The sequence below is a fragment of the Shewanella sp. TC10 genome, from assembly GCF_009663145.1.
Lineage (GTDB): Bacteria > Pseudomonadota > Gammaproteobacteria > Enterobacterales > Shewanellaceae > Shewanella.
Map to the genome: position 1 here is coordinate 19577 of NZ_VKHR01000043.1, position 20990 is coordinate 40566.

Here is a 20990-nt window from a genome sequence, read left to right on the forward strand (position 1 = left end):
TTTGCTGCGTAAGAAAATGTTTAAAAAATCATATCTAGCCTGTTTATCAATAACGGCAGCTTCAAACGCTTATCGGGTGTTACTTTATGGGCTGTGTGATTAATGACTTCAAAATCTTTACAGGACACGGATCTGCAAGCGGATAAAAACTTGCTATCAATTAAAGGCAGAGTATTAACACGCCATGCAAGGTACCTAAATGGTAAATTGTTAGTGCAATATTTTGTGAAAACAGTATCTGGGCCTTGTTTAGTTGAAGTCGAACATGCTGAAGTCATATGTTTTTGTAGACAAGAAGATGCTGCATTTATATTAAGCCATTTTACTTCTGGCATTCGTATTGAAGCCGTTAAGCTTAAGAATTTCAATCACCAGCAAGTGTCATGCATATACCTTAAGTCAACAAAGGTACAAAAGCAGTTATTGAGAATTGCCAATGATGCAGGAATTGAGATTTATGAAGCGGATATAAGAGTAGAGCAGCGCTATTTAATAGAACGCTTTATTGCATTAGATGCTGAATTTATTGCAAATGCTGCATTAATTAACGGTATAAATAAACGGCAAAATGAGTATCAACACGCTGCCTCACTGAACACTGCTGATACGCTTCCTAAATATTCTGCAATAAAAGCACGTAAAGCAGATGTGGAAGTTGCGCTTTCAATGATCTCATTGGATTTTGAGTGTAGCCCTACAGGAGAGCTGTATTCCGTCGGCTTATATGGAGCTAAGTCAGCACTTGATGATAATAGTGAGCTATATCAAAAAGTGATTATGGTTGGTCAGCCACAAGTAGATGAAGCCCTTAGCCAAGAAGATCAAGCTGAAGGTGCGAGTAAATATATTCATTGGGTAGAAAATGAAATTCAATTAATTTATGAGCTCATCACTTGGTTCAATGATTATGATCCAGACGTCATTATAGGCTGGGCAGTTGTTACTTTCGATTTGGCGTTATTATATCGACGCTGTCTGTTACATAATATTCCTTTACTTATTGGCCGTGCTGGAACTGAACTGTCATGGAAAGTTGAAGATAAATTTAGGCCCGAAACATTATCACTTCCCGGTCGGGTTGTTCTCGATGGTATCGATTGGATTAAAGCGGCTTTTTATCAATTTGAACGTTACTCACTCGAACACGTATCTCAGCATTTATTGGATGAAGGTAAAGCGATAGATCATGTTGAAAATCGAGGCCAAGAGATTTGTCATTTATTTACCCACGATAAACCCGCATTAGCTATTTATAATCTGACCGATTGCAGACTTGTTTGGGATATATTCAAGAAAACCCAACTGCTTTCTTTTGCATTAGAAAGAGCAAAGTTAACTGGATTAGAATTTGGTCGCGTTGGCGCATCTGTTGCAGCATTCAATAATTTATATCTTCCCCATTTGCATCGAAGTGGTTACGTGGCGCCTGCAAGGGCTGCAAGCAACGGATTAGAGTCTCCTGGTGGATATGTGATGGATTCAATTCCGGGCTTTTATAAAGATGTGCTGGTACTCGATTTTAAAAGTTTATACCCATCAATCATTCGGACATTTTTAATTGACCCCAAAGGCCTTGTTGAAGCAAAGCACCAAACTGAAGATGCAACAGTGCCAGGCTTTTTAGAGGCAAGATTCAGTCGCGATAATCCAATATTACCTAGCTTGATTGCCAAATTAGCTGAGCAAAGAGAGCTCGCTAAATTGCATCAAGATAAACCACTTTCTCAAGCTATTAAAATAATAATGAACTCTTTATATGGTGTATTAGGTTCAAGAGGGTGCGTGTTTCATGATGCCAAGCTCGCAAGTTCGATTACTATGCGTGGTCATCAAATAATGAAGCAAACTAAAACTTGGATAGAAGAAGAGGGATATAAAGTTATTTATGGTGATACTGATTCAACCTTTGTATGGCTAGGCGAGGATCATCAAATTCAAGATATCAATAGCCTAGGAGATGAACTAGCTACCTTAGTTACTAAGAAATGGCGAGAGACTTGTATTGAAGAATATCAAATTGACAGCTTTTTAGAATTAGAGTTTGAAAGCCATTTCAATCAATTTGTGATGCCAACGCTAAGAGGTTCTGATGCAGGTAGCAAAAAACGCTATGTTGGCTCATCTAAAGATAACGAAGGACAGCTTGAGCTAACATTTAAAGGAATGGAGCAAGTGAGAAGTGATTGGAGCCCTGTTGCAAGAAGAATCCAATATCATTTGTATTTCTTACTGTTTACTCAAGGTGATGTGAAAGCGTATTTACAACAAGAACTACAAAAGCTTGAAAATGGTGAATTAGATGATGAGTTAGTATTTCGCAAGCGTTTAAAAAGGCATGTTGAAGAATACACTGCTAAATCCTCTCCACACGTTAAAGCGGCGATTAGATTAGTGCAAATATCTGGAGATGCTAACGCTGGGAAACGGGGCAAAATGATCGAATATAGGATGACACTCAATGGCTCCCAGCCTATAGAGGCACTAAATGAAGCAATAGATTATCAATATTATGTGGAAAAGCAGATTAAACCCATTGCAGAACCCGTATTAGCCCTGTTAGGAGAGGGTTTTGACAGCCTCAATAGTCATCAAATGATGTTAATTTAGTGTTGCTTGATATTGCATTTGTGGTCATTCGTTACTATTTTTGTATGGTTTGATAGTTGATTGTACTGTTTGATGTGTTCTTTTGGTGTATTACGGCGAGAAAAGCACTCATTTCTTTGTTTCGACATATTTCAGCGTGCTAGCCTTTAATCAAAGGATAATACAAACAAAATGGACTGTTATCAGAAATAATGATGAATTTTAAATGGGAAGGTTTAGCTCGATGAAAAAAACTTTAATCGCTTCAGCACTTGCAACCGTAATGTTCGTACCAACTGCTTCAGCTATCGAAATCTATAATGATGACAAAAATTCTGTAGAAATTGGTGGCTTTATCGATGCACGTGTATTTCACGGACAAGACACAACAGAAGTTGTAAACGGTGCATCACGTATTAACTTTGGCTTTGATCGTCAAATGGGTGATGGCTGGAATGCTTTTGCTAAATTAGAGTGGGGCGTGAATCCATTTGGTGACAGTGAAATTATTTATAACAACGACCAACTTTCATATGAAAACGGTGACTTCCTTTCTAATCGTTTAGGTTATGTTGGCGTTAACCACGATACATACGGTACTTTAACTATTGGTAAGCAATGGGGTGCTTGGTACGATGTAGTTTACAACACTAACTACGGTTTTGTATGGGATGGTGATGCTTCAGGTACTTACACCTACAACAAAGGCGATGGTTCTGTAAATGGTACCGGCCGTGGTGACAAAACAGTTCAATACCGTAATGCATTCGGTGATTTCAGCTTTGCAGTTCAAGCTCAACTAAAACAAGATGAGTTTGAAGTTACTGCTGATGGTACCATTGATGGTCAACCTCCAGTATCTCCAATGATCAGTGCTCAACAGACAGTTGCCACGATCGAGTACAACAACACGTATGGCTTAGCGTTAACTTATCAAGCTACTGATAAGTTCGTAGTCACTGCTGGTGTTAATGCTGGTGAGTTCAAAGGTGAGACCATTGAGAACGAAAAAATTGAAGAAACTGATATCATCTACGGTGTAGGTCTAACTTACGGCGGTTGGGATGATGAAGGTTTATACGCTGCAGCTAACTACAGCAAACAAGAGTTCCATGACACTGATAACATCGGTCGTTTAATTTCTGAAGCTTATGGTGTAGAAACGCTTTTATCATACCGTTTCGATAACAATATTCGTGCATTCCTTTCATACAACATCTTAGATGCGGGTGATCAATATAAGGCTGAATACAACGGCGATACGTTTAAGCGCCAATTCACTGTAGCTGGTCTGCACTACATCTGGGATGCTAATACAGTTATCTACATTGAAGGTCGCATCGACAACAGTGACTTCAGTGGAAGTGAAGAAGCTGCAATGAAGTTATCTGATGATGACGGAATTGGTTTCGGTATTCGTTACGTGCTTTAACTGCAGAAGCCGTTTTTAAATTGAAAAACACCCTATTTAGGGTGTTTTTTTTTGGCTGAAAGAAATAAAAATACTCCACTTGTTAACTGAATGTTCAAAATTGCTTGGTTTTTAATAATTAAGCGGTTCAAAAAAGCACCAGTTGAAAACAAAATGTTAACAACAGGGTTTTCTAATGGTAATTAATTAAACCCTTTTTAATCAAGAGTTTAGAACTTGCTGGTAGGTGATAGTTCTATGTTTGTTCAAATATATGAACAGATCCACTACTAAAAAGGTTCTCTCTCTCATTATGTTAATGAAACTTATGTTGAATAAATGTTTTATTTGTGATTTTATTGCTCTTGAAATGTAGTAGCGGTGTAATTCGCACACATTCACCAACTTGATTTAATTGAGGTTGGAAAATAAGAAAGATATAAGTCCAGGGAGATTGACAATGCATAAGAATTTATTAGCTAAATCAGTGCGTCTAGCAATGATTAGCGGTGCGGCTGCGGCAGCATTCAGTTCACCAGTAGCTTTTGCTGCTGAAGAAGATGAAACAGTAGAACGTATTGAAGTAACCGGTTCGCGAATTAAGCGTACTGATTTAGAAGGTGCTTCTCCTGTAACAACCATTACAGCAGAAAATATGCAGGTTGAGGGTAATTTTACCGTTGCTGATGCACTTCGTAATAGTAACTTAAACTCTTTTGGTTCGTTCTCAGAACGTTCAGGTAGTTCTGCACAATCACAAGCAACTATTGATTTACGTGGTGCAGGTTCTAGCCGTACATTAGTTCTAATTGATGGTAAACGTTTCCCAGGTTCTCCTACTTTAGGTGGTGCGTCTGCTAACTTAAACGCTATTCCAATGGCAGCTGTTGAAAGAATTGAGATTCTTACTGATGGCGCTTCATCAACTTACGGTTCAGATGCGATTGCTGGTGTTGTAAACATCATCATGAAGAAGAATTATCAAGGTATCGAGTTTAATGTTGGTGGTGGTAGCCGTGATAGAGATGGCGGTTTAACAAGTAAAGAATTCTCAGTTGTCGCTGGTTATGAGATGGACAAAGGTAATATTACTTTTGCATTTGACCATCAAGACCGTGAAGGTATTTCTGATGCCGATCGTGATTACACCGCTGCAAAAATTAATGGCGATTATGATACTGCACAGGCTTATGTAGATACAGATGGTTGGTCTATTTATGGAGCTACAATCGCTTCTCCTGATTTTTCAACAACAGCAGCGTCACCTTTATGTGATGATTTAGTTGCTGAGTATGGCGATAATACTTTCCGTAAAGTTAAAGCTGATACCCATTGGGGTACCCCTGGAGCTGAATACTGTATGTTTGCATACGGTAACGTTTCTTATAACAAAGCTTCTATTGACCGTAATACAGTTTATGTTGATGCAAATTATGAAGTAGCAGAAGACGTAGAATGGTTCGGTCGTGCAATGATTACTCAAAATTCATCTTTCGGTCGTTATGCTCCTCCAGCAGCAGGCTGGAATAACATGGCTGCGGATAACCCACATAACCCATACGGTGAAGAAACTTTTGGTTACTTCCGTTGGGTGGGAATTGGCAACCGTGATGGTAATGTTGACGATTACAACCAAGATTACTTAACTGGTCTTCGAGGTTCTATCAGTGCTTGGAATGATGCTGAGTGGGAAGTTTACTACCACCACAACATCGCTGATAACAAATCTATTGGTGAGTACTACTTAAGCTATGCTGGTTTAGCGTATAACGAAGCAAATGGTATTGATTTAGGCTCTGAAGCCGGTATCAATAACATGAAAGCGACTACGCTGACACAAGGTAGAGCGATCTTTGACCAGTTTAATGGTGGTATCGGATTCGATGCTTTCGAATTACCTGGTGGTCAAGCAGCGCATTACTTCGGTATGGAATATTTCGACCAAAACTTCAGTGAAGTATATGATGCACAATCTGAAGCTGGATTAATTGGTGGTAGTGCGGGCAACTCTGCAGGTGGTGACCGTCAAGTTTGGGCTGCTTTCTATGAAGTTGCACTTCCAGTAATAGACAGTGTAGAAATTAACTTAGCCGTTCGTTACGATGATTATAGCGATTTCGGTGGTAATACTGCGCCTAAGGCTTCTGTACGTTGGCAAGCTATGGATAACATCGTTGTTCGTGCATCTTATTCAGAAGCGTTCCGTGCACCAAGTTTAGATCAATTATACGCAGCTACTACTTTCAGCGCTGAAACGGCTACGGATTACGCTTTCTGTGAGTCAAATGGAATCGCTGATTGTCCGTCTGGTCAGGTTGATACATACATTAGTGCTAACGATCAATTAGGCCCTGAAACATCTGAATACATTAACTTAGGTGTTGCATGGGATATCGTTGATGAATTCGGTATTAAAGTTGATTACTTCAACCTAAACATTGATGATGTAATTAGTCAGCGTTCAGCTACAAGTGTAATGGAAGGTATTGCTGATGGCACTCTAACTCCTACCGATACTTTCTATGTAGACCGTGCTCCAAGTACAGGCGGTACATTAGGTCGCGCACTTGAAGTAGGTACTGGTTACGCTAACAGTGATAAGTTAGAAATTGAAGGTATTGATGTTGCGTTAAACAGCTCTTTTGAAACCAGCATTGGTGAATTCAGTATCAATTGGCAAAATAGTTTCATTACTAAGTACATCGTAGAAGATGCTGCTGGTACAGAAGCTATCGATACCGCTGGTTGGGCTGGACAACCTGATTATCGCTCAAACTTCACTGCAATTTATTCTATCGGTGATAATAGCTTTAGCTGGAATGCCAATTACATCAGCTCTACTTATGAAACTAAAGATGAAGGTGAATTAGACGATTGGTTAATCCATAACGTCTCATACAGCTATGATATCGGTAGTTTTGGTATGGTTCGTCTTGCTGTTAACAACTTAACAGATGAAGATCCAGTACTGAGCTCTGATGGTAAGTATGAAGATCCAAGTCTATATAACAACTATGGTCGTGAATACCGTGCAAGTTATACTCTAAAGTTCTAAATTATTAATAAATAGTTTAGTTTAAAGGCTCCTTAGGGAGCCTTTTTTATTGAGTATTTAGGAGTGATTATGAGTGACCATTGGAGTAAATATTGGAGTCAGGGTTATTTAACTTCTTTTGGTGGAGCAATTAAAACCAATTATGAAGGAAAATTGAAAAATTATTGGGAAGGTAAATTTGGTGAGTTAAATGACAACTTTAGTGTTCTTGATATTGGAACGGGTAATGGTTCTATCCCGCTGCTACTTAATGAATTTATAGGAGAGAATTTAGCAGGTAAAGTTATTGGTATTGATATGGCAAATGTAAGTTTATTAGATAGCTCGACTCAATCTACTGTAGAACTAAAAGTCGAATCTAATATAAATTGTGAAAATTTACCATTTGAGTCGAATATGTTTGACAAATGTTTATCACAATTTGGAATTGAATATTCGGACTTAAATAAATCAATTGAAGAAGTTGGTAGAGTTTTAAAAGTTGATGGGCTAGCTCATTTTATAATGCATAATTCGAACTCTACCGTTATTGAGATAAACAAAAAAGCCTATAACATTATTAATAGCCCGTTTGTAGATGAGTTATTTTTAAACATGTCGGACTTAATTAATCATATGGGAGAAATTAAATCTCCTCTAGATATTCAGAAAGCCAAGAATGATGCTAATTGTGAGCAGTGTCGTCTCGCTGTGAATGATAGTATAAAAAGTATTATCAATATTGATGAAGACGCTGCAAAAGAAAGTGAGTTAATGATGTATATAGGTCAATTTTTTACTAAAGGAATGATGTGGCCAGTTAGTAAGAAAATTGATTTTTTATCTTTTGTTAAGAATGAAATCTCAAACCAACGCTTAAGGTTAGAAGAACTATTATCCGCTGCGATGGATCAAGATAAGATAATTTTGTTATTGCAAAAACTACCGATTAGTTTAGAGCTCGTTTCAATTAATGAAGTAAAAGAAAACCATGGTGTGATTGCGTGGGAAATGACATTTAGAAGGATAAGATAATTAATCTTTATCTAAATCGCTAATATAAAGGAGTGTTTTTAGAATGAAATGTATAGAAAATAATCTTTCAATTCAATTTAAAGGGATAACACGTCTTTCCAGTAGTTTTAGATGTCCTCAATTGTTGACACAGGTCAACATTTTGTGAAATGATGCGAGCGGGTCTATGCCTTAGCAGGTATAGAATAGGGAAGAAAAAACTAACAATCACAAGAGAAAGATAGACTTAGATGCAGCAACAAGGATTAACAATTTAATCTTGGTTGTTACACCTTAGTTAAGCTTTCTAATTCACTATAAATTGGTTGGGAACTATGTCCAAGGTAAGCAATAGAACTAAAATCGCTACTGCACTGGTTGGCGCGCTTGCATTAGCTAGCAGCAACTTCGTGATTGCAGATCCTCTAAGCGATGTACAAAAAGCAGATACTAAGATCCATACAGATGCTGCTGCGTCGCAAAATAAAGTTGATAAATATTTCGATCAAGCACAAGACATGCTTTTTGAGTATGGCTCAGTTGCCGACGAACGTGAATCTTTGAAATCATATAATGATTATGTTGCAGGCCTAGTTGCAGACCAAGAAGCAACTATGAAGCTGATTCAAGATGATATCGATGGTGTTGATGCTCTTAGACAAGGTGTTGTTCCTTTAATGTTTAAAATGGTCGATGCATTAGAGCAATTTATTGCTTTAGATCTACCATTTAATCTAGAAGCTCGTGAAACTCGTGTTCAACGCTTAAAAGATACATTAAACAGCGCTGAAGTCACTTTAGCTGAAAAATACCGTCTAATTCTTGATGCATATAACATCGAGCGTGAGTACGGCTCAAAGCTAATTGCTGAAACGGGTCAATTAGAGCTTGACGGTAAAGAAGTCTTAGTTGATTTCTTAAACTTTGGTCGCGTGAGTTTATATGCTCAAAGCCAAGACCAAAAGTCAGCTTGGATGTATAACGAAAGCACTAAAAGCTGGGATAAGTTAGAAGCTGGTTACCTTCGTAACCTAAGTAAAGCTATTAAACAGGCTCGTGGTCAAGGTGCTCCTGATCTATTCGCCTTACCAATCCCTGCTGCGGAGGCTGCGCAATAATGAAAAAGTTTATTACTACAGCAATCGTTGCTGCTAGCTTGTCTCTAACTTCTGGAATGGTTAGTGCTGCTGATGCACCAAAAACGATTGAACAATTATTACAACAAGTACAAACAGATCGTGCTAACGCAAATAAGACAAATAAAAAGCGTGAAGCAGAATTCTTAAATGAACGTGGCGATAAAGCTGAACTTTTAAAGCGTGAAAAAGCGGCATTAGCAGCTGAAACACAACGTGGTAAAGATTTAGCTCAAGCTTTCACTGATAACGAACGCAAAATTGCTCAGTTAGAAGAAGATCGTAAGATTGCTTCTGGTGACTTAGGCGAAATGTTTGGTGTTGTTAAAGGTGAAGCAGGTGATTTTGCTGGTAAGTTAGTTGGTTCTAACATTACTGCTCAATTCCCTGGCCGTGACGCATTTATCGCTGAACTTGGTGCTCGTAAAGAATTACCAAAAATTAATGAGTTAGAGCAATTTTGGGAAGCACAGCTTTTCGAAATGGTTGAATCTGGCAAAGTTGTTAACTTTGACGCTGAAGTCACTGGCTTAGACGGTAACGTTCAAGCAACTACTGTAACGCGTGTTGGTGCTTACAACTTACTTGCTGATGGTCAATATGTTGTTTACAACGCTGACTTAGGTTTGATTCAAAAACTTTCTCAACAGCCTGGTAGCGCACAAGTTTCAAGTGTTAAATCATTTACTAGTGCAACATCTGGATACGAGAAGTTATACGTAGATCCAGCTCGTGGTGTTCTATTAAGTGTATTCACTCAAAAAGCAACTATTGAAGAGCGTATCGAAGCGGGTGGACCAATTGGTTACATCATTATCGGTATTTTAGTTCTTGGTGCATTGATTTCAATTGAACGTCTAGTAACTCTTTACCTTGTTGGCTCTAAAGTTAAAGCCCAACGTAAGAATATTGAAAACCCAGGTAACAACGCTTTAGGCCGTGTACTTAAGGTTTATCATGAGAATAAAGACGTTGACGTTGAAACTCTTGAGTTGAAACTAGATGAAGCTATTCTTAAAGAAACACCTGCTCTAGAAGCACGTATTTCAATCATTAAGGTACTAGCTGCTATTGCTCCTATGATGGGTCTGTTAGGTACTGTTACAGGTATGATTGCAACCTTCCAAACAATTCAATTGTTCGGTACAGGTGACCCTCGCCTAATGGCTGGCGGTATTTCAATGGCATTGATGACGACTGTACAAGGTCTAGTTGCTGCACTACCGTTAATGTTAATGCATGCAATCGTAGTTGCTCGCAGTAAAACAGTTGTTCAAGTTCTTGAAGAGCAAAGTGCTGGTATTATTGCAGACCATGCTGAGAAGAGGGCTGACTAATGTTGCTAATCCTGATGGACGTTTGGGACTCTGTCAGGGGCTTCATGGCCACCGGAGGAGATATCCTCTGGCTGGTAGCGGCTGTACTATTCCTAATGTGGGTTTTGATGCTAGAGCGCTTTTGGTATGTCAGTTGGGTAGCACCAAAAGAGCATAAAGGTATTATAGACCAATGGAATAATCGAGAGGATTCAACCTCTTGGTATGCGCACCGTATCCGTGAAGCTTGGATGTCCCAAGCAAAACAAGATATGAATGCTCGTATGCTGATGATCAAAACCTTAGTGGCAATCTGTCCTATGATTGGTCTACTAGGTACTGTAACCGGAATGATCGCAGTGTTCGATGTGATGGCAGTTCATGGTACGAGTAACGCTCGTATGATGGCGGCTGGTATTTCAATGGCAACCATGCCAACAATGGCTGGTATGGTTGCTGCACTATCAGGTGTATTTTTTAGTACACGATTAGATGCAAAAATGAAAATCAGTCTTGAAAAGCTTAAAGATAGCTTGCCGCACCACTAGAGAGAGTATTTAAAATGGCACGTAAAAAGCATTTAAACGTAGAAGAAGAAGCACAAGTAGATATGACACCGATGCTAGATATCGTGTTTATCATGCTTATCTTCTTTATTGTGACGACTTCGTTCATTAAGCCATCAGGCCTTGATTACAAGAAACCTGAAGCTTCTACTGCGACACAACAAAAATCTGCGAACATCTTTATTGGTGTGAGTAAGACAGGCGTAATTAAGATGGAAAACCGTCAGGTTGACATCGAGCGTGTAACAGCAAACGTAGAACGTATGTTAGCTGAAGCACCAGAAGCGGCAGTTCTTATTGAAGCAGATCAAGAAGCCGAACATGGCCTTGTTGTTAAAGTAATGGACAACGTTAAGAAAGCGGGTATCGATAAGATTTCGATTTCAGCGGGGAAAGACTAATATGCTGAGAGCAATAGTATCACTCATTTTAGGTGCTGCTGTTACTTTCGCCTTGTTTATCTTCATGGCCTTCTTGGTCGGTGGCGGCGCAAAGCGCGCCGACACCTCAACTGACTCTCCTATCATTGAGATCAGTATGGAGAAGCAGGATACGAAAGTTCAGGATAAGCCAAGGGTTAAACCGAAGCCGCCAGCGCCACCTGAGCAACCACCAAAGCCGGAAACTACTCCGCCAGATACGTCATCAGATATTGATACGAATATGGCATTTAACATGAGTGGTGTTGTGGCAGGCGGTGCTAGCACAGGCTTTAAGCTCGGTAACATGATGACGCGTGATGGTGATGCAACACCGATTGTACGTATTGATCCTCAATACCCAATTGCTGCTGCACGTGATGGTAAAGAAGGTTATGTACAACTTTCATTTACTATTAACGAATTAGGCGGAATCGAAGACGTTAAAGTTATTAAAGCAGAACCAAAACGTATCTTTAACCGCGAAGCAGTTCGTGCGTTAAAAAAATGGAAATACAAGCCTAAAATCATTGATGGTAAGGCGATGAAAGTTCCTGGTATGACAGTTCAGCTTGATTTCACACTGGATAAGGGGTAATTAATGCTTAAGATAACTACTCTAGCTAGTGCGTTATTACTGACTTTTTCTTGTACTTCATTACTTGCTGTTTCTACAGCGCAAGCTGCTGAAAAGTGTCCGATTGATGACCGTCAATCAAGAGCTGTAGGTGCAAGTGCTGGTAAGAAAGTTCAAAGAGCATTTGAAAGATATACAGAAGGTCAATTAGATGAAGCAATTGAAATTTTACTTGAAGTAAATACAAGTAATGATTTTGATAAAGCTTACATCGATCGAATGATTGGTTCTTTCTATGCTGAAAAAGGCCAAATGGCAACTGCTGTTAAGTACTTAAAAACTGCTGTTGATGCCGACATTCTTGGCGGAACAGATCACGGCGCAACATTGCGCTTGTATGCTGATTTGTTATTACAAGAAAAGAAGTTCAAAGAAGCAATTCCTTACTACTACAAGTGGATGGACTTCACTTGTAAAGTTGACCCAGTAGTATACCGTCGTGTCGGTATTGCCTACAGTGAGCTTAAAGAGTGGGATAAAGTACTTGAAGTAGCTGATAAAGGTCTTTCTTTAGTTGAGAAGCCTGATAAAGGCCTTTATCAAATGAAATTGACTGCATATTTCAATCAAAAGAAATATAAAGAAGCGGTAAAAGTACTAGAAATTATGGTGCCTTTATTCCAAGACGATAAGCGTCTTTGGGTGCAGCTTGCGCAGTTCTATTTGATGACTGAAGATTATACTAAGTCACTAGCGACTTACGATCTTGCTTATAAAAATGGTTTTCTAGAGACTGATGGTAACATTACTCGTCTGGCTCAGCTTATGTCGCAAAACGGTGCTCCGTACAATGCTGCTAAGCTTTATGAAAAGCATATGAAATCAGGACTGATCAAAGAGTCTGAAAAGTCGATTAAGATTTTGGCTGGTTTCTATCATAATGCTAAGAACTTCAAAGATGCGGCTAAACTTTATGGTCAAGCTGCAGAGATGTCAGGTGATGCTGAGTTATTCCTTAAACAAGGTAAGATTTTAGCGATTGCTGAGCAACCTAAATCTGCTATCCCTGTGTTTGAAAAAGCATTATCTTTAGGTCTTGATGAACCAGGTGAAGCTGAACTTGAGCTAACACTTGCTCATTTAAGTTTGAAGCAATATAAGTCTGCGTACAAACGAGCTAATCGAGCTGCTAATCACAGCAAGACAAAGCGTAGTGCGAACAGTTATATTTCTTACATCAAAGAAAAAGCACGTATCAACAATATTACTCTTTAGTATTGTTATTAAAAAAAGCCCCTTAAGGGGCTTTTTTTTTATCTCAATTTTATCACTGATTTTTTTAACTTCTATTTGATATGCTCAGTTACAATTTATTACTTTCTGATAGCATGAAAAGGTAGTTAAATTACCAACAATAATTATAAATAAGACATTAACACTTTCGACATTATTTTTGTCGAACATAGGGATATTAATATGCAAAAAACGCTAATCGCGATGGCCGTTTCATCTCTTATGCTTCTTCAAGCATGCAGTGAACCGCAAACGTCTGTACCAACAAGTCAAAAAACTCCTGCAGAAAAAACAGAGCAAACAGAGCAAAAGACAGCTGCAGATATTTACAATGAAATGGCTGATAACTATTTCAAAGATGTACTGGCTTTAGAGCCTATTTACGCAACCTATGTAGGCGTGAATGATTATAATGACCAGTTCGGCGGCTCTTTAACTGAAGAATATCTTAAACAACGTCACGAGCTTAATTCTCGTTATTTGAAGCAAGCTAAATCACTAGATGTTGAATCACTGCCTGAAAATTTAAAGCTTAGCTTCGATATGTTCATTTATGATAGACACATGGATTTAGTAGCTGAATCATACCCAGAACATTTTATGCCGATGAATCAGTTTTACAGTACTGTAATCAGCATGATCCAATTAGGCAGTGGTGAAAGTGCTCAACCTTTTAGCACTGTTGAAGACTACCAAAATTGGCTTGGTCGCTTGAAAGGGTTTATTCAGTGGACTTCTTTAGCGCAAGCTAGAATGGATGAAGGAATTAAAAGTAAAGTTGTATTACCAAAGGTATTGGTTGAAAGAATTATTCCGCAACTTGATGCTCAACTTGTCACTTCTGCAGATGAAAGTTTATTTTACGCGCCTATCAATTCTTTCCCAGATGAATTTACTGCTGAAGAAAAAGCAGCTTTAACCAGTGAGTATGCTGCGTTGATTACTGCTGAGCTATTACCAGCTTTAACACAGCTTAGAAATTACTTTAATGATACCTATTTACCACATGCCAGAGCATCAGATGGCTGGTGGGGTTTACCTAACGGTAAAGAGTGGTATCAGTCTCTAGCAAATAGTCACACTACAACCACTATGCCAGTTGACGAAATTCATCAGATAGGTCTTTCTGAAGTTAAACGTATTTTAACTGAAATGGACTCTGTGCGTGAACAAGTTAAATTTGAAGGCGACTTAACGGCCTTTTTCGCTTCTTTAGGAAGCGAACCTCAATATTTCTTTAGCGAAAGACAGGGGCTTATTGATGGTTATATGGCTTTAAAAAATGATATCAATAAAGAGTTACCAAAGTATTTTAATATCATGCCTAAAGCAGACTATGTTGTTAAGCCAGTTGAAAGCTTCAGAGAAAAATCTGCGGCAGGGGCTTCTTATCAGTCTCCAGCAGTAGATGGATCTCGCCCTGGTGTGTTTTACATCAATACTTATAATCTTAAAGCACAGCCAAAGTGGGGCATGACAACACTATCTTTACATGAGGCTGCACCTGGTCATCATTTTCAGATTGCAATAAAGCAGGAGCTTACAGGTATTCCTGAATTTCAACGTTTCCAAGGCTATACAGCATTTGAGGAAGGCTGGGCACTCTATGCAGAATACTTGGGAATTGAAATGGGATTATTCAAAGATCCTTATCAGTATTTTGGTAAATTATCAGACGAGATGCTTCGCGCTATGCGTTTGGTGGTAGATACTGGCTTGCATGCAAAAGGTTGGAGCCGCGAACAAGCAATACAATATATGAAAGATAACTCACCTATGGCTGAATCTGACATTGTTGCTGAAGTTGAGCGTTACATGGCCATACCTGGGCAGGCTTTATCGTATAAAATTGGCCAACTGACCATTTTAAAACTAAGAGCTGATGCCGAAGCCAAACTTGGTGAAAGGTTCGACTTAAAAGCATTCCATGACCAAATTCTCACCACTGGTTCGCTACCTATGGCAGTTATGGAGAAAAAAATAGCCCGTTGGATTGAATCTGAATTGGCAAAGTAGTTAATAGCTGTTAGCTTACCTTTTGTGAACCACATATAGGGAGCTTACGCTTCCTATAATTTTTGAAGTTTTTAAATCTACAGAAGTAGGAGTACATCATGGTACAGGCAACTGCAAGACACCTTTTAGTTAGCTCAGAAGAGCAATGTGAGCAATTAAAGCAGCAAATTATTGCGGGTGCAGATTTCGCTGAAATCGCTAAAGCGAACTCATCTTGTCCTTCTGGTGCACAGGGTGGTGAACTTGGTTCTTTTGGCCCAGGTATGATGGTTCGCGAATTTGATGAAGTCGTATTTAGCGCCCCGTTAAATGAAGTGCAAGGTCCAGTTAAAACTCAATTTGGTTATCACCTTCTTGAGGTGACAAGCCGCGGTTAATTTAAATTTAATCGTTGAAGGCAGCTTAGGCTGCCTTTTTTCGTTTTAGGGACGTAGAAAATTTAAGTTGTCTGATTTACAAGGGATTCGATAATGATTGAGTTATATACAGACAGGCTGATTATCAGAAACATACAAGAAGCAGATTGGCCAAATGTGCTTGCCTTAAATACCAATCAATCAGTATTAAAGTACATAAGAGAAGTCACTTCCGTTGCTGATATTAAAGAGACTTTTAATCAAAGGCTCGCACCTTGGGATTACGCGTCGGGCAAATGGCTAACATTGATTATCGAGACTGTGGATACTAATGAGTTTGTTGGCTTAACGGGTTTTTGCCGTGAAAGTGAAGCGATGAATCGAGCTGAAGTTGGTTATCTTATTGCGCCATGTCATCAAGGTTTAGGTTATGGAACTGAGAGTCTTAAGGCTGTAATTGATTGGGGAATTATTCAGTTTAATATCCAAAAATACATAGGTTATTGCGCAGTTAAAAATCTTAGCTCAGCTAAAGTTATGCTTAAATGTGGTTTTGTACAAGAGGGCTTGTTAAGAGAAAACCATAGCATTGGCAATCTTAAAATCGATGAATATATTTTCGGGTTATTACCATCAGATATTCGTACTTAATAAACAATTCTTGAATGCTACTTTAATAACCAATTAATAGTTTAAAGTGTAAAATCACTACTTTCTCACGGTTTTTTATCACATAATTATCAATACAATTGAAAACTATTCTCGTTTCCACCTGCAAAACATGATCTAGGTAAAGGTATTGCAAGAGTGGCTAATATAAAATTAATCAATAATAAATATTTTGAACGCAAGGTGGATATCCAATGAAGCTCAGTGAACTTAATCCCGGAGACACGGCGAAGATTGCTGAAATCGGCCAACTTTCTTTACCTCAAACTGTAAAGCGTAAGTTGTTATCTATGGGGATTACTCCTCATACAGCGTTTAGAATGTTACGCCGTGCCCCTATGGGTTCTGGAGTTGAATTAGAATTACGTGGCAGTCGTTTGTGTATGCGTCGCGATTTAGCAGATATCATTGAGGTAGTAGTAACAAATGACTAAAGAATTCCACTGCGTCACAGTTGGTAATCCAAATGCAGGTAAATCTACATTATTTAATGCACTAACAGGTTCAAACCAGCAAGTTGGTAACTGGTCTGGTGTAACGGTAGAGAAGAAAACTGGCTATTTCACATTAGACAATACCAATGTGCACCTGACTGATTTGCCAGGTATTTACGATTTGTTACCTGCAGGTAATACTTGTGACTGTTCTCTTGATGAGCAAATTGCCCAACAGTACCTCGCTGAACAACGTGTTGATGGCATTATCAATTTAGTTGATGCGACTAATATAGAAAGACATCTTTATTTAACAGTACAACTTAGAGAGCTTGGCATCCCTATGGTTGTTGTACTTAATAAAATAGATGCAGCAAAAAAACTTGGCATTAATACTGATTTAGACTCCATGAGCAAAGAGCTGGGTTGCCCAGTTATTGCTGTTTGTTCTAGAGAAGAGTCAGACGTTAAGCAGGTTCAAGATCAGGTTTTAAGATTATTAAATGGTGAAATCACTGAATCACCATTAATGCTTGATTACGATGAAAGTATCGAGTCAGGTGTAAAAAAATTACAGCATCACTCACAAGGTTTAAGCCGTGGTCGTGCGCTAGCCATGTTAGGCAATGGTAATGGTTGCGGTCATTGCGATAGCACCAGCTTAAAGGATGTTGTCAATGACTGTACTCAAATTGCAGAACAATCAGGAACTGATATTGAAGTATTAGTTGCGACGACTCGTTTCGATTTTGTTCAGAAAGTATTTGATAGTTCAGTTAATGTCGCAGGTCATGAAAGTGCCAGTGACAAGCTTGATAAAGTATTACTTCATCCTGTACTCGGCATACCTGTATTCCTATTTGTTATGTACTTGATGTTTATGTTCAGTATCAATGTTGGTAGTTCATTCATCGACTTCTTTGATATTGCAGCTGGCGCTGTATTTGTTGATCAATTTGGTGCATTACTTGAGTCAATTGGCTCACCTGTTTGGTTAGTGACCATTCTTGCTGGCGGAATCGGCCAAGGCATTCAAACTGTCGCGACCTTCATTCCCGTTATTGCTGCGCTATTTTTGGCTCTGTCAGTGCTTGAAGCATCTGGATATATGTCTCGAGCGGCTTTCGTTGTCGATGGCTTGATGCGCCGTATAGGTTTACCAGGCAAAGCATTTGTTCCAATGATTGTTGGTTTTGGTTGCTCAGTACCTGCAATTATGGCAACAAGAACACTAGGCAGTGAACGAGAAAGAATCGTTACAGGCATGATGGCTCCTTTCATGTCGTGTGGTGCACGTTTACCTGTGTACGCATTGTTTGCCGCAGCTTTCTTCCCTGACTCTGGTCAGAACTTAGTATTTCTGCTCTATATTATCGGTATTTTCGCTGCGATAGGCACAGGCTTATTACTTCGTAGTACAGTATTACCTGGCAGCAGCAGCGCAGTTGTCATGGAGTTACCAAGCTATGAAATGCCTAAGCTTAAGGCTGTATTCTCTCGTACTACTAAACGTACTAAGAGTTTCATTTTAGGAGCAGGTAAAACGATTGTCATTGTGGTTACTTTACTTAACTTCATTAATGCGATTGGTACTGATGGCAGTTTTGGTCATGAAGACAGTAAAGAATCGGTATTGAGTGTATTGAGCCAAAAAGTGACACCGCTATTCTCGCCAATGGGTGTTGAGCAAGAAAACTGGCCTGCAACTGTAGGTATTATTACGGGTATTTTTGCTAAAGAAGCCGTTGTAGGGACGTTAAACAGTCTTTATTCTGACCCAAGTGATGGTGACGAAGAATTAGCGAGTTTATCTGAAAGCTTCTCTGAGGCCTTAGGCACCATTCCTGAGAACTTATTTGGTATCGCACCGGAAGATCCTTTATCACTTGATGTTGGTAATGTTGAAAGCATTGAAGAGGCGGCAGAAGAGCAGGGCGTAGACAGTTCGACCTTTAGCGCGCTTCAAGCTGGCTTCACCACTAAAGTTGCTGCTTTCTCTTATTTACTGTTTATTCTGTTGTACACACCATGTGTTGCTGCGATGGGCGCATTAGTCAATGAGTTTGGTAATAAGTGGGCACGATTTGCCGCATTATGGACTTTTGCATTGGCTTACGGTAGCGCAACAGTGGTTTATCAAGGTGCAAATATTGCTAAGCATCCTGTGCAATCTATCAGTTGGATTTCGTTCTTTACCATTGCACTAGTGGGCTATTACCTCTGGTTAAAGAAACAAGGTAAAAAGAGCCAACAAATTATTCCAGGTGTAAGAGTTATCACTGAATAACCTATTTTAATGTTCAAAATAAAACCAGCATTTTAATAAATGCTGGTTTTTTGTTTTTAGGCTACTATTTTTATCAAACAGGCATTGTAACTCGTGTAAAACTGTAGGATCATCGAAGGTCTGACAATTTTACCATCGTGCACTAAGAGGAACTCCATGAGTCAAGTGGACAACGAAGTACGTCCAAGTAACTTCATACGTAATATCATTGATGAAGACTTAAAAAGTGGCAAGCACAACAACGTGCAAACCCGTTTCCCGCCAGAGCCAAATGGTTTTTTACACATTGGCCATGCTAAGTCTATTTGTTTAAATTTTGGTATCGCGAAAGATTATCAAGGTCAATGTAATTTACGCTTTGATGATACGAACCCTGAAAAAGAAGACATAGATTATGTTCATTCTATTCAGGATGATGTTCGTTGGTTAGGTTTCGATTGGTCTGGTGAAATTCGTTACTCTTCTAATTATTTTGATCAGCTGCATCAATATGCTGTTGAATTGATCACTAAAGGATTGGCTTACGTTTGTTTCTTAAACGCAGAAGAAACGCGTGAATACCGTGGTAGCTTAAAAGAGCCAGGTAAAAACAGCCCTTACCGTGACACCTCAGTTGAAGAGAATCTAGCGCTTTTTGAAAAAATGCGTAACGGTGAGTTCAAAGAAGGTGAATGTGCGCTTCGTGCAAAAATAGACATGGCTTCACCGTTTATGTGTATGCGCGATCCAGTTATTTATCGAATTCGTTTTGCCCACCATCATCAAACAGGTGATAAATGGTGCATTTACCCAATGTACGATTTCACACATTGTATTTCTGATGCGCTTGAAAATATTACTCACTCTTTATGTACATTAGAGTTCCAAGACAATCGTCGCTTATACGATTGGGTACTTGATCATTTAGATGATTTCAATTTACCGAATCGTACAAGACAATATGAATTTTCAAGACTAAACCTTGAATATACCTTGATGTCAAAGCGCAAACTGAATGCTCTTGTTACTCGTAACTTGGTTAATGGTTGGGATGACCCTCGTATGCCTACGATTGCCGGTTTACGTCGTCGTGGTTATACACCTGCATCGATCCGTGAGTTTTGTCAGCGTATTGGAGTGACTAAGCAAGAAAACTTAATCGAAGGTGGCGTACTTGATGCGTGTATCCGTGAAGAATTAAACGAATTTGCACCTCGAGCTATGGCAGTTTTGAAGCCGATTAAAGTCGTTATAGAAAACTATCCTTCAGATACGCCTGAAATAATTAATGCGCCAATGCATCCGAATAAACCTGAAATGGGGACTCGTGAGTTAGCATTCGGTAAAGAGTTATTTATTGATGCTGAAGATTTTCGTGAGTCAGCTAATAAACACTTCAAACGTCTAGTATTAGGCAAAGAAGTTCGCTTACGTAATGCTTATGTCATTAAAGCTGAGCGCATTGACCAAGACGACGAAGGCAATGTAACTACCGTTTATTGTACTTATGACAACGAAACTTTAGGTAAGAATCCAAGTGATGGTCGTAAGGTTAAAGGTGTGATTCATTGGGTTGAGGCTTCAACAGCAAAACCTGCAGAGTTCCGTCTTTACAATCGTTTATTCACTGAGGCTTCACCAGCATCATTTGAAACAGTAGATGAAGTGCTAAATGACGAATCATTAGTGGTTCTAAACGGTGTAGTTGAAGCTGGATTAGTTAACGCTGAGGTTGAAAAAGCCTATCAGTTTGAACGTGAAGGTTACTTCTGCGCTGATAATAAAGACTCAACTAAAGAGCAATTAGTGTTTAACTTAACTGTGCCATTACGTGATTCATTCGCATAAATAACAGTTAACGAAATCATTATTAAAAAGCCAGAGTCATTAAATTACT

General features: G+C 39.0%; 16 protein-coding genes. All 16 read left to right on the top strand.

Features of this window, described 5'->3' with window-relative positions; translation table 11 throughout:
- Positions 1–102: 102 nt before the first annotated feature.
- The 16 genes from FNZ24_RS14725 (at position 103) to glnS (ending at position 20941) form a co-directional block, all read left to right on the top strand.
- Positions 103–2607, top strand: a complete 2505-nt coding sequence (locus tag FNZ24_RS14725) for a DNA polymerase II (protein WP_153915494.1) — start codon at positions 103–105, stop codon at positions 2605–2607.
- A gap of 223 nt (positions 2608–2830) precedes the next feature.
- Positions 2831–4018, top strand: a complete 1188-nt coding sequence (locus tag FNZ24_RS14730; protein ID WP_153915495.1) for a porin — start codon at positions 2831–2833, stop codon at positions 4016–4018.
- 439 nt (positions 4019–4457) lie between these two features.
- A complete protein-coding gene (locus FNZ24_RS14735; protein WP_153915496.1) occupies positions 4458–7052 on the top strand; it encodes a TonB-dependent receptor in 2595 nt (864 codons plus the stop codon).
- 69 nt (positions 7053–7121) lie between these two features.
- A complete protein-coding gene (locus tag FNZ24_RS14740; RefSeq protein WP_153915497.1) occupies positions 7122–8066 on the top strand; it encodes a class I SAM-dependent methyltransferase in 945 nt (314 codons plus the stop codon).
- 314 nt (positions 8067–8380) lie between these two features.
- Complete coding sequence (locus FNZ24_RS14745) at positions 8381–9163, top strand: DUF3450 domain-containing protein (RefSeq protein WP_153915498.1); 783 nt, start codon at positions 8381–8383, stop codon at positions 9161–9163.
- Complete coding sequence (locus tag FNZ24_RS14750; protein WP_153915499.1) at positions 9163–10518, top strand: MotA/TolQ/ExbB proton channel family protein; 1356 nt, start codon at positions 9163–9165, stop codon at positions 10516–10518. Before FNZ24_RS14745 ends, FNZ24_RS14750 begins: the two co-directional genes overlap by 1 nt.
- Complete coding sequence (locus tag FNZ24_RS14755; RefSeq protein ID WP_153915500.1) at positions 10518–11045, top strand: MotA/TolQ/ExbB proton channel family protein; 528 nt, start codon at positions 10518–10520, stop codon at positions 11043–11045. The genes FNZ24_RS14750 and FNZ24_RS14755 overlap by 1 nt, the downstream gene beginning before the upstream one ends.
- 14 nt (positions 11046–11059) lie before the next feature.
- Positions 11060–11464, top strand: coding sequence for an ExbD/TolR family protein (locus tag FNZ24_RS14760; RefSeq protein ID WP_055023897.1), 405 nt, complete (start codon positions 11060–11062; stop codon positions 11462–11464).
- A 1-nt stretch (position 11465) separates the two neighbouring features.
- Positions 11466–12080 (top strand): energy transducer TonB, encoded by a 615-nt coding sequence (locus tag FNZ24_RS14765; protein WP_153915501.1) that lies wholly within the window; start codon positions 11466–11468, stop codon positions 12078–12080.
- A gap of 3 nt (positions 12081–12083) precedes the next feature.
- On the top strand, positions 12084–13334 hold the full coding sequence (locus tag FNZ24_RS14770) for a tetratricopeptide repeat protein (protein ID WP_153915502.1): 1251 nt from the start codon (positions 12084–12086) through the stop codon (positions 13332–13334).
- 201 nt (positions 13335–13535) lie between these two features.
- Positions 13536–15368 carry a DUF885 domain-containing protein gene (locus FNZ24_RS14775; RefSeq protein ID WP_153915503.1) on the top strand — a complete coding sequence of 611 codons (1833 nt, stop codon included), beginning with the start codon at positions 13536–13538 and terminating at the stop codon, positions 15366–15368.
- 98 nt (positions 15369–15466) lie between these two features.
- Entirely contained in the window at positions 15467–15745 is a 279-nt protein-coding gene (locus FNZ24_RS14780) for a peptidylprolyl isomerase (RefSeq protein ID WP_153915504.1), read from the top strand.
- Between the two features lie 93 nt (positions 15746–15838).
- Entirely contained in the window at positions 15839–16375 is a 537-nt protein-coding gene (locus FNZ24_RS14785; protein ID WP_153915505.1) for a GNAT family N-acetyltransferase, read from the top strand.
- Positions 16376–16587: 212 nt separating this feature from the next.
- The gene (locus FNZ24_RS14790; RefSeq protein WP_153915506.1) at positions 16588–16827 is read left to right on the top strand and encodes a FeoA family protein; all 240 of its coding nucleotides are present in this window, start codon (positions 16588–16590) and stop codon (positions 16825–16827) included.
- On the top strand, positions 16820–19114 hold the full coding sequence (feoB, locus tag FNZ24_RS14795) for a Fe(2+) transporter permease subunit FeoB (protein WP_153915507.1): 2295 nt from the start codon (positions 16820–16822) through the stop codon (positions 19112–19114). Before FNZ24_RS14790 ends, feoB begins: the two co-directional genes overlap by 8 nt.
- Before the next feature lie 156 nt (positions 19115–19270).
- Positions 19271–20941, top strand: coding sequence for a glutamine--tRNA ligase (gene glnS / locus FNZ24_RS14800; protein ID WP_153915508.1), 1671 nt, complete (start codon positions 19271–19273; stop codon positions 20939–20941).
- Positions 20942–20990 lie beyond the last annotated feature (49 nt).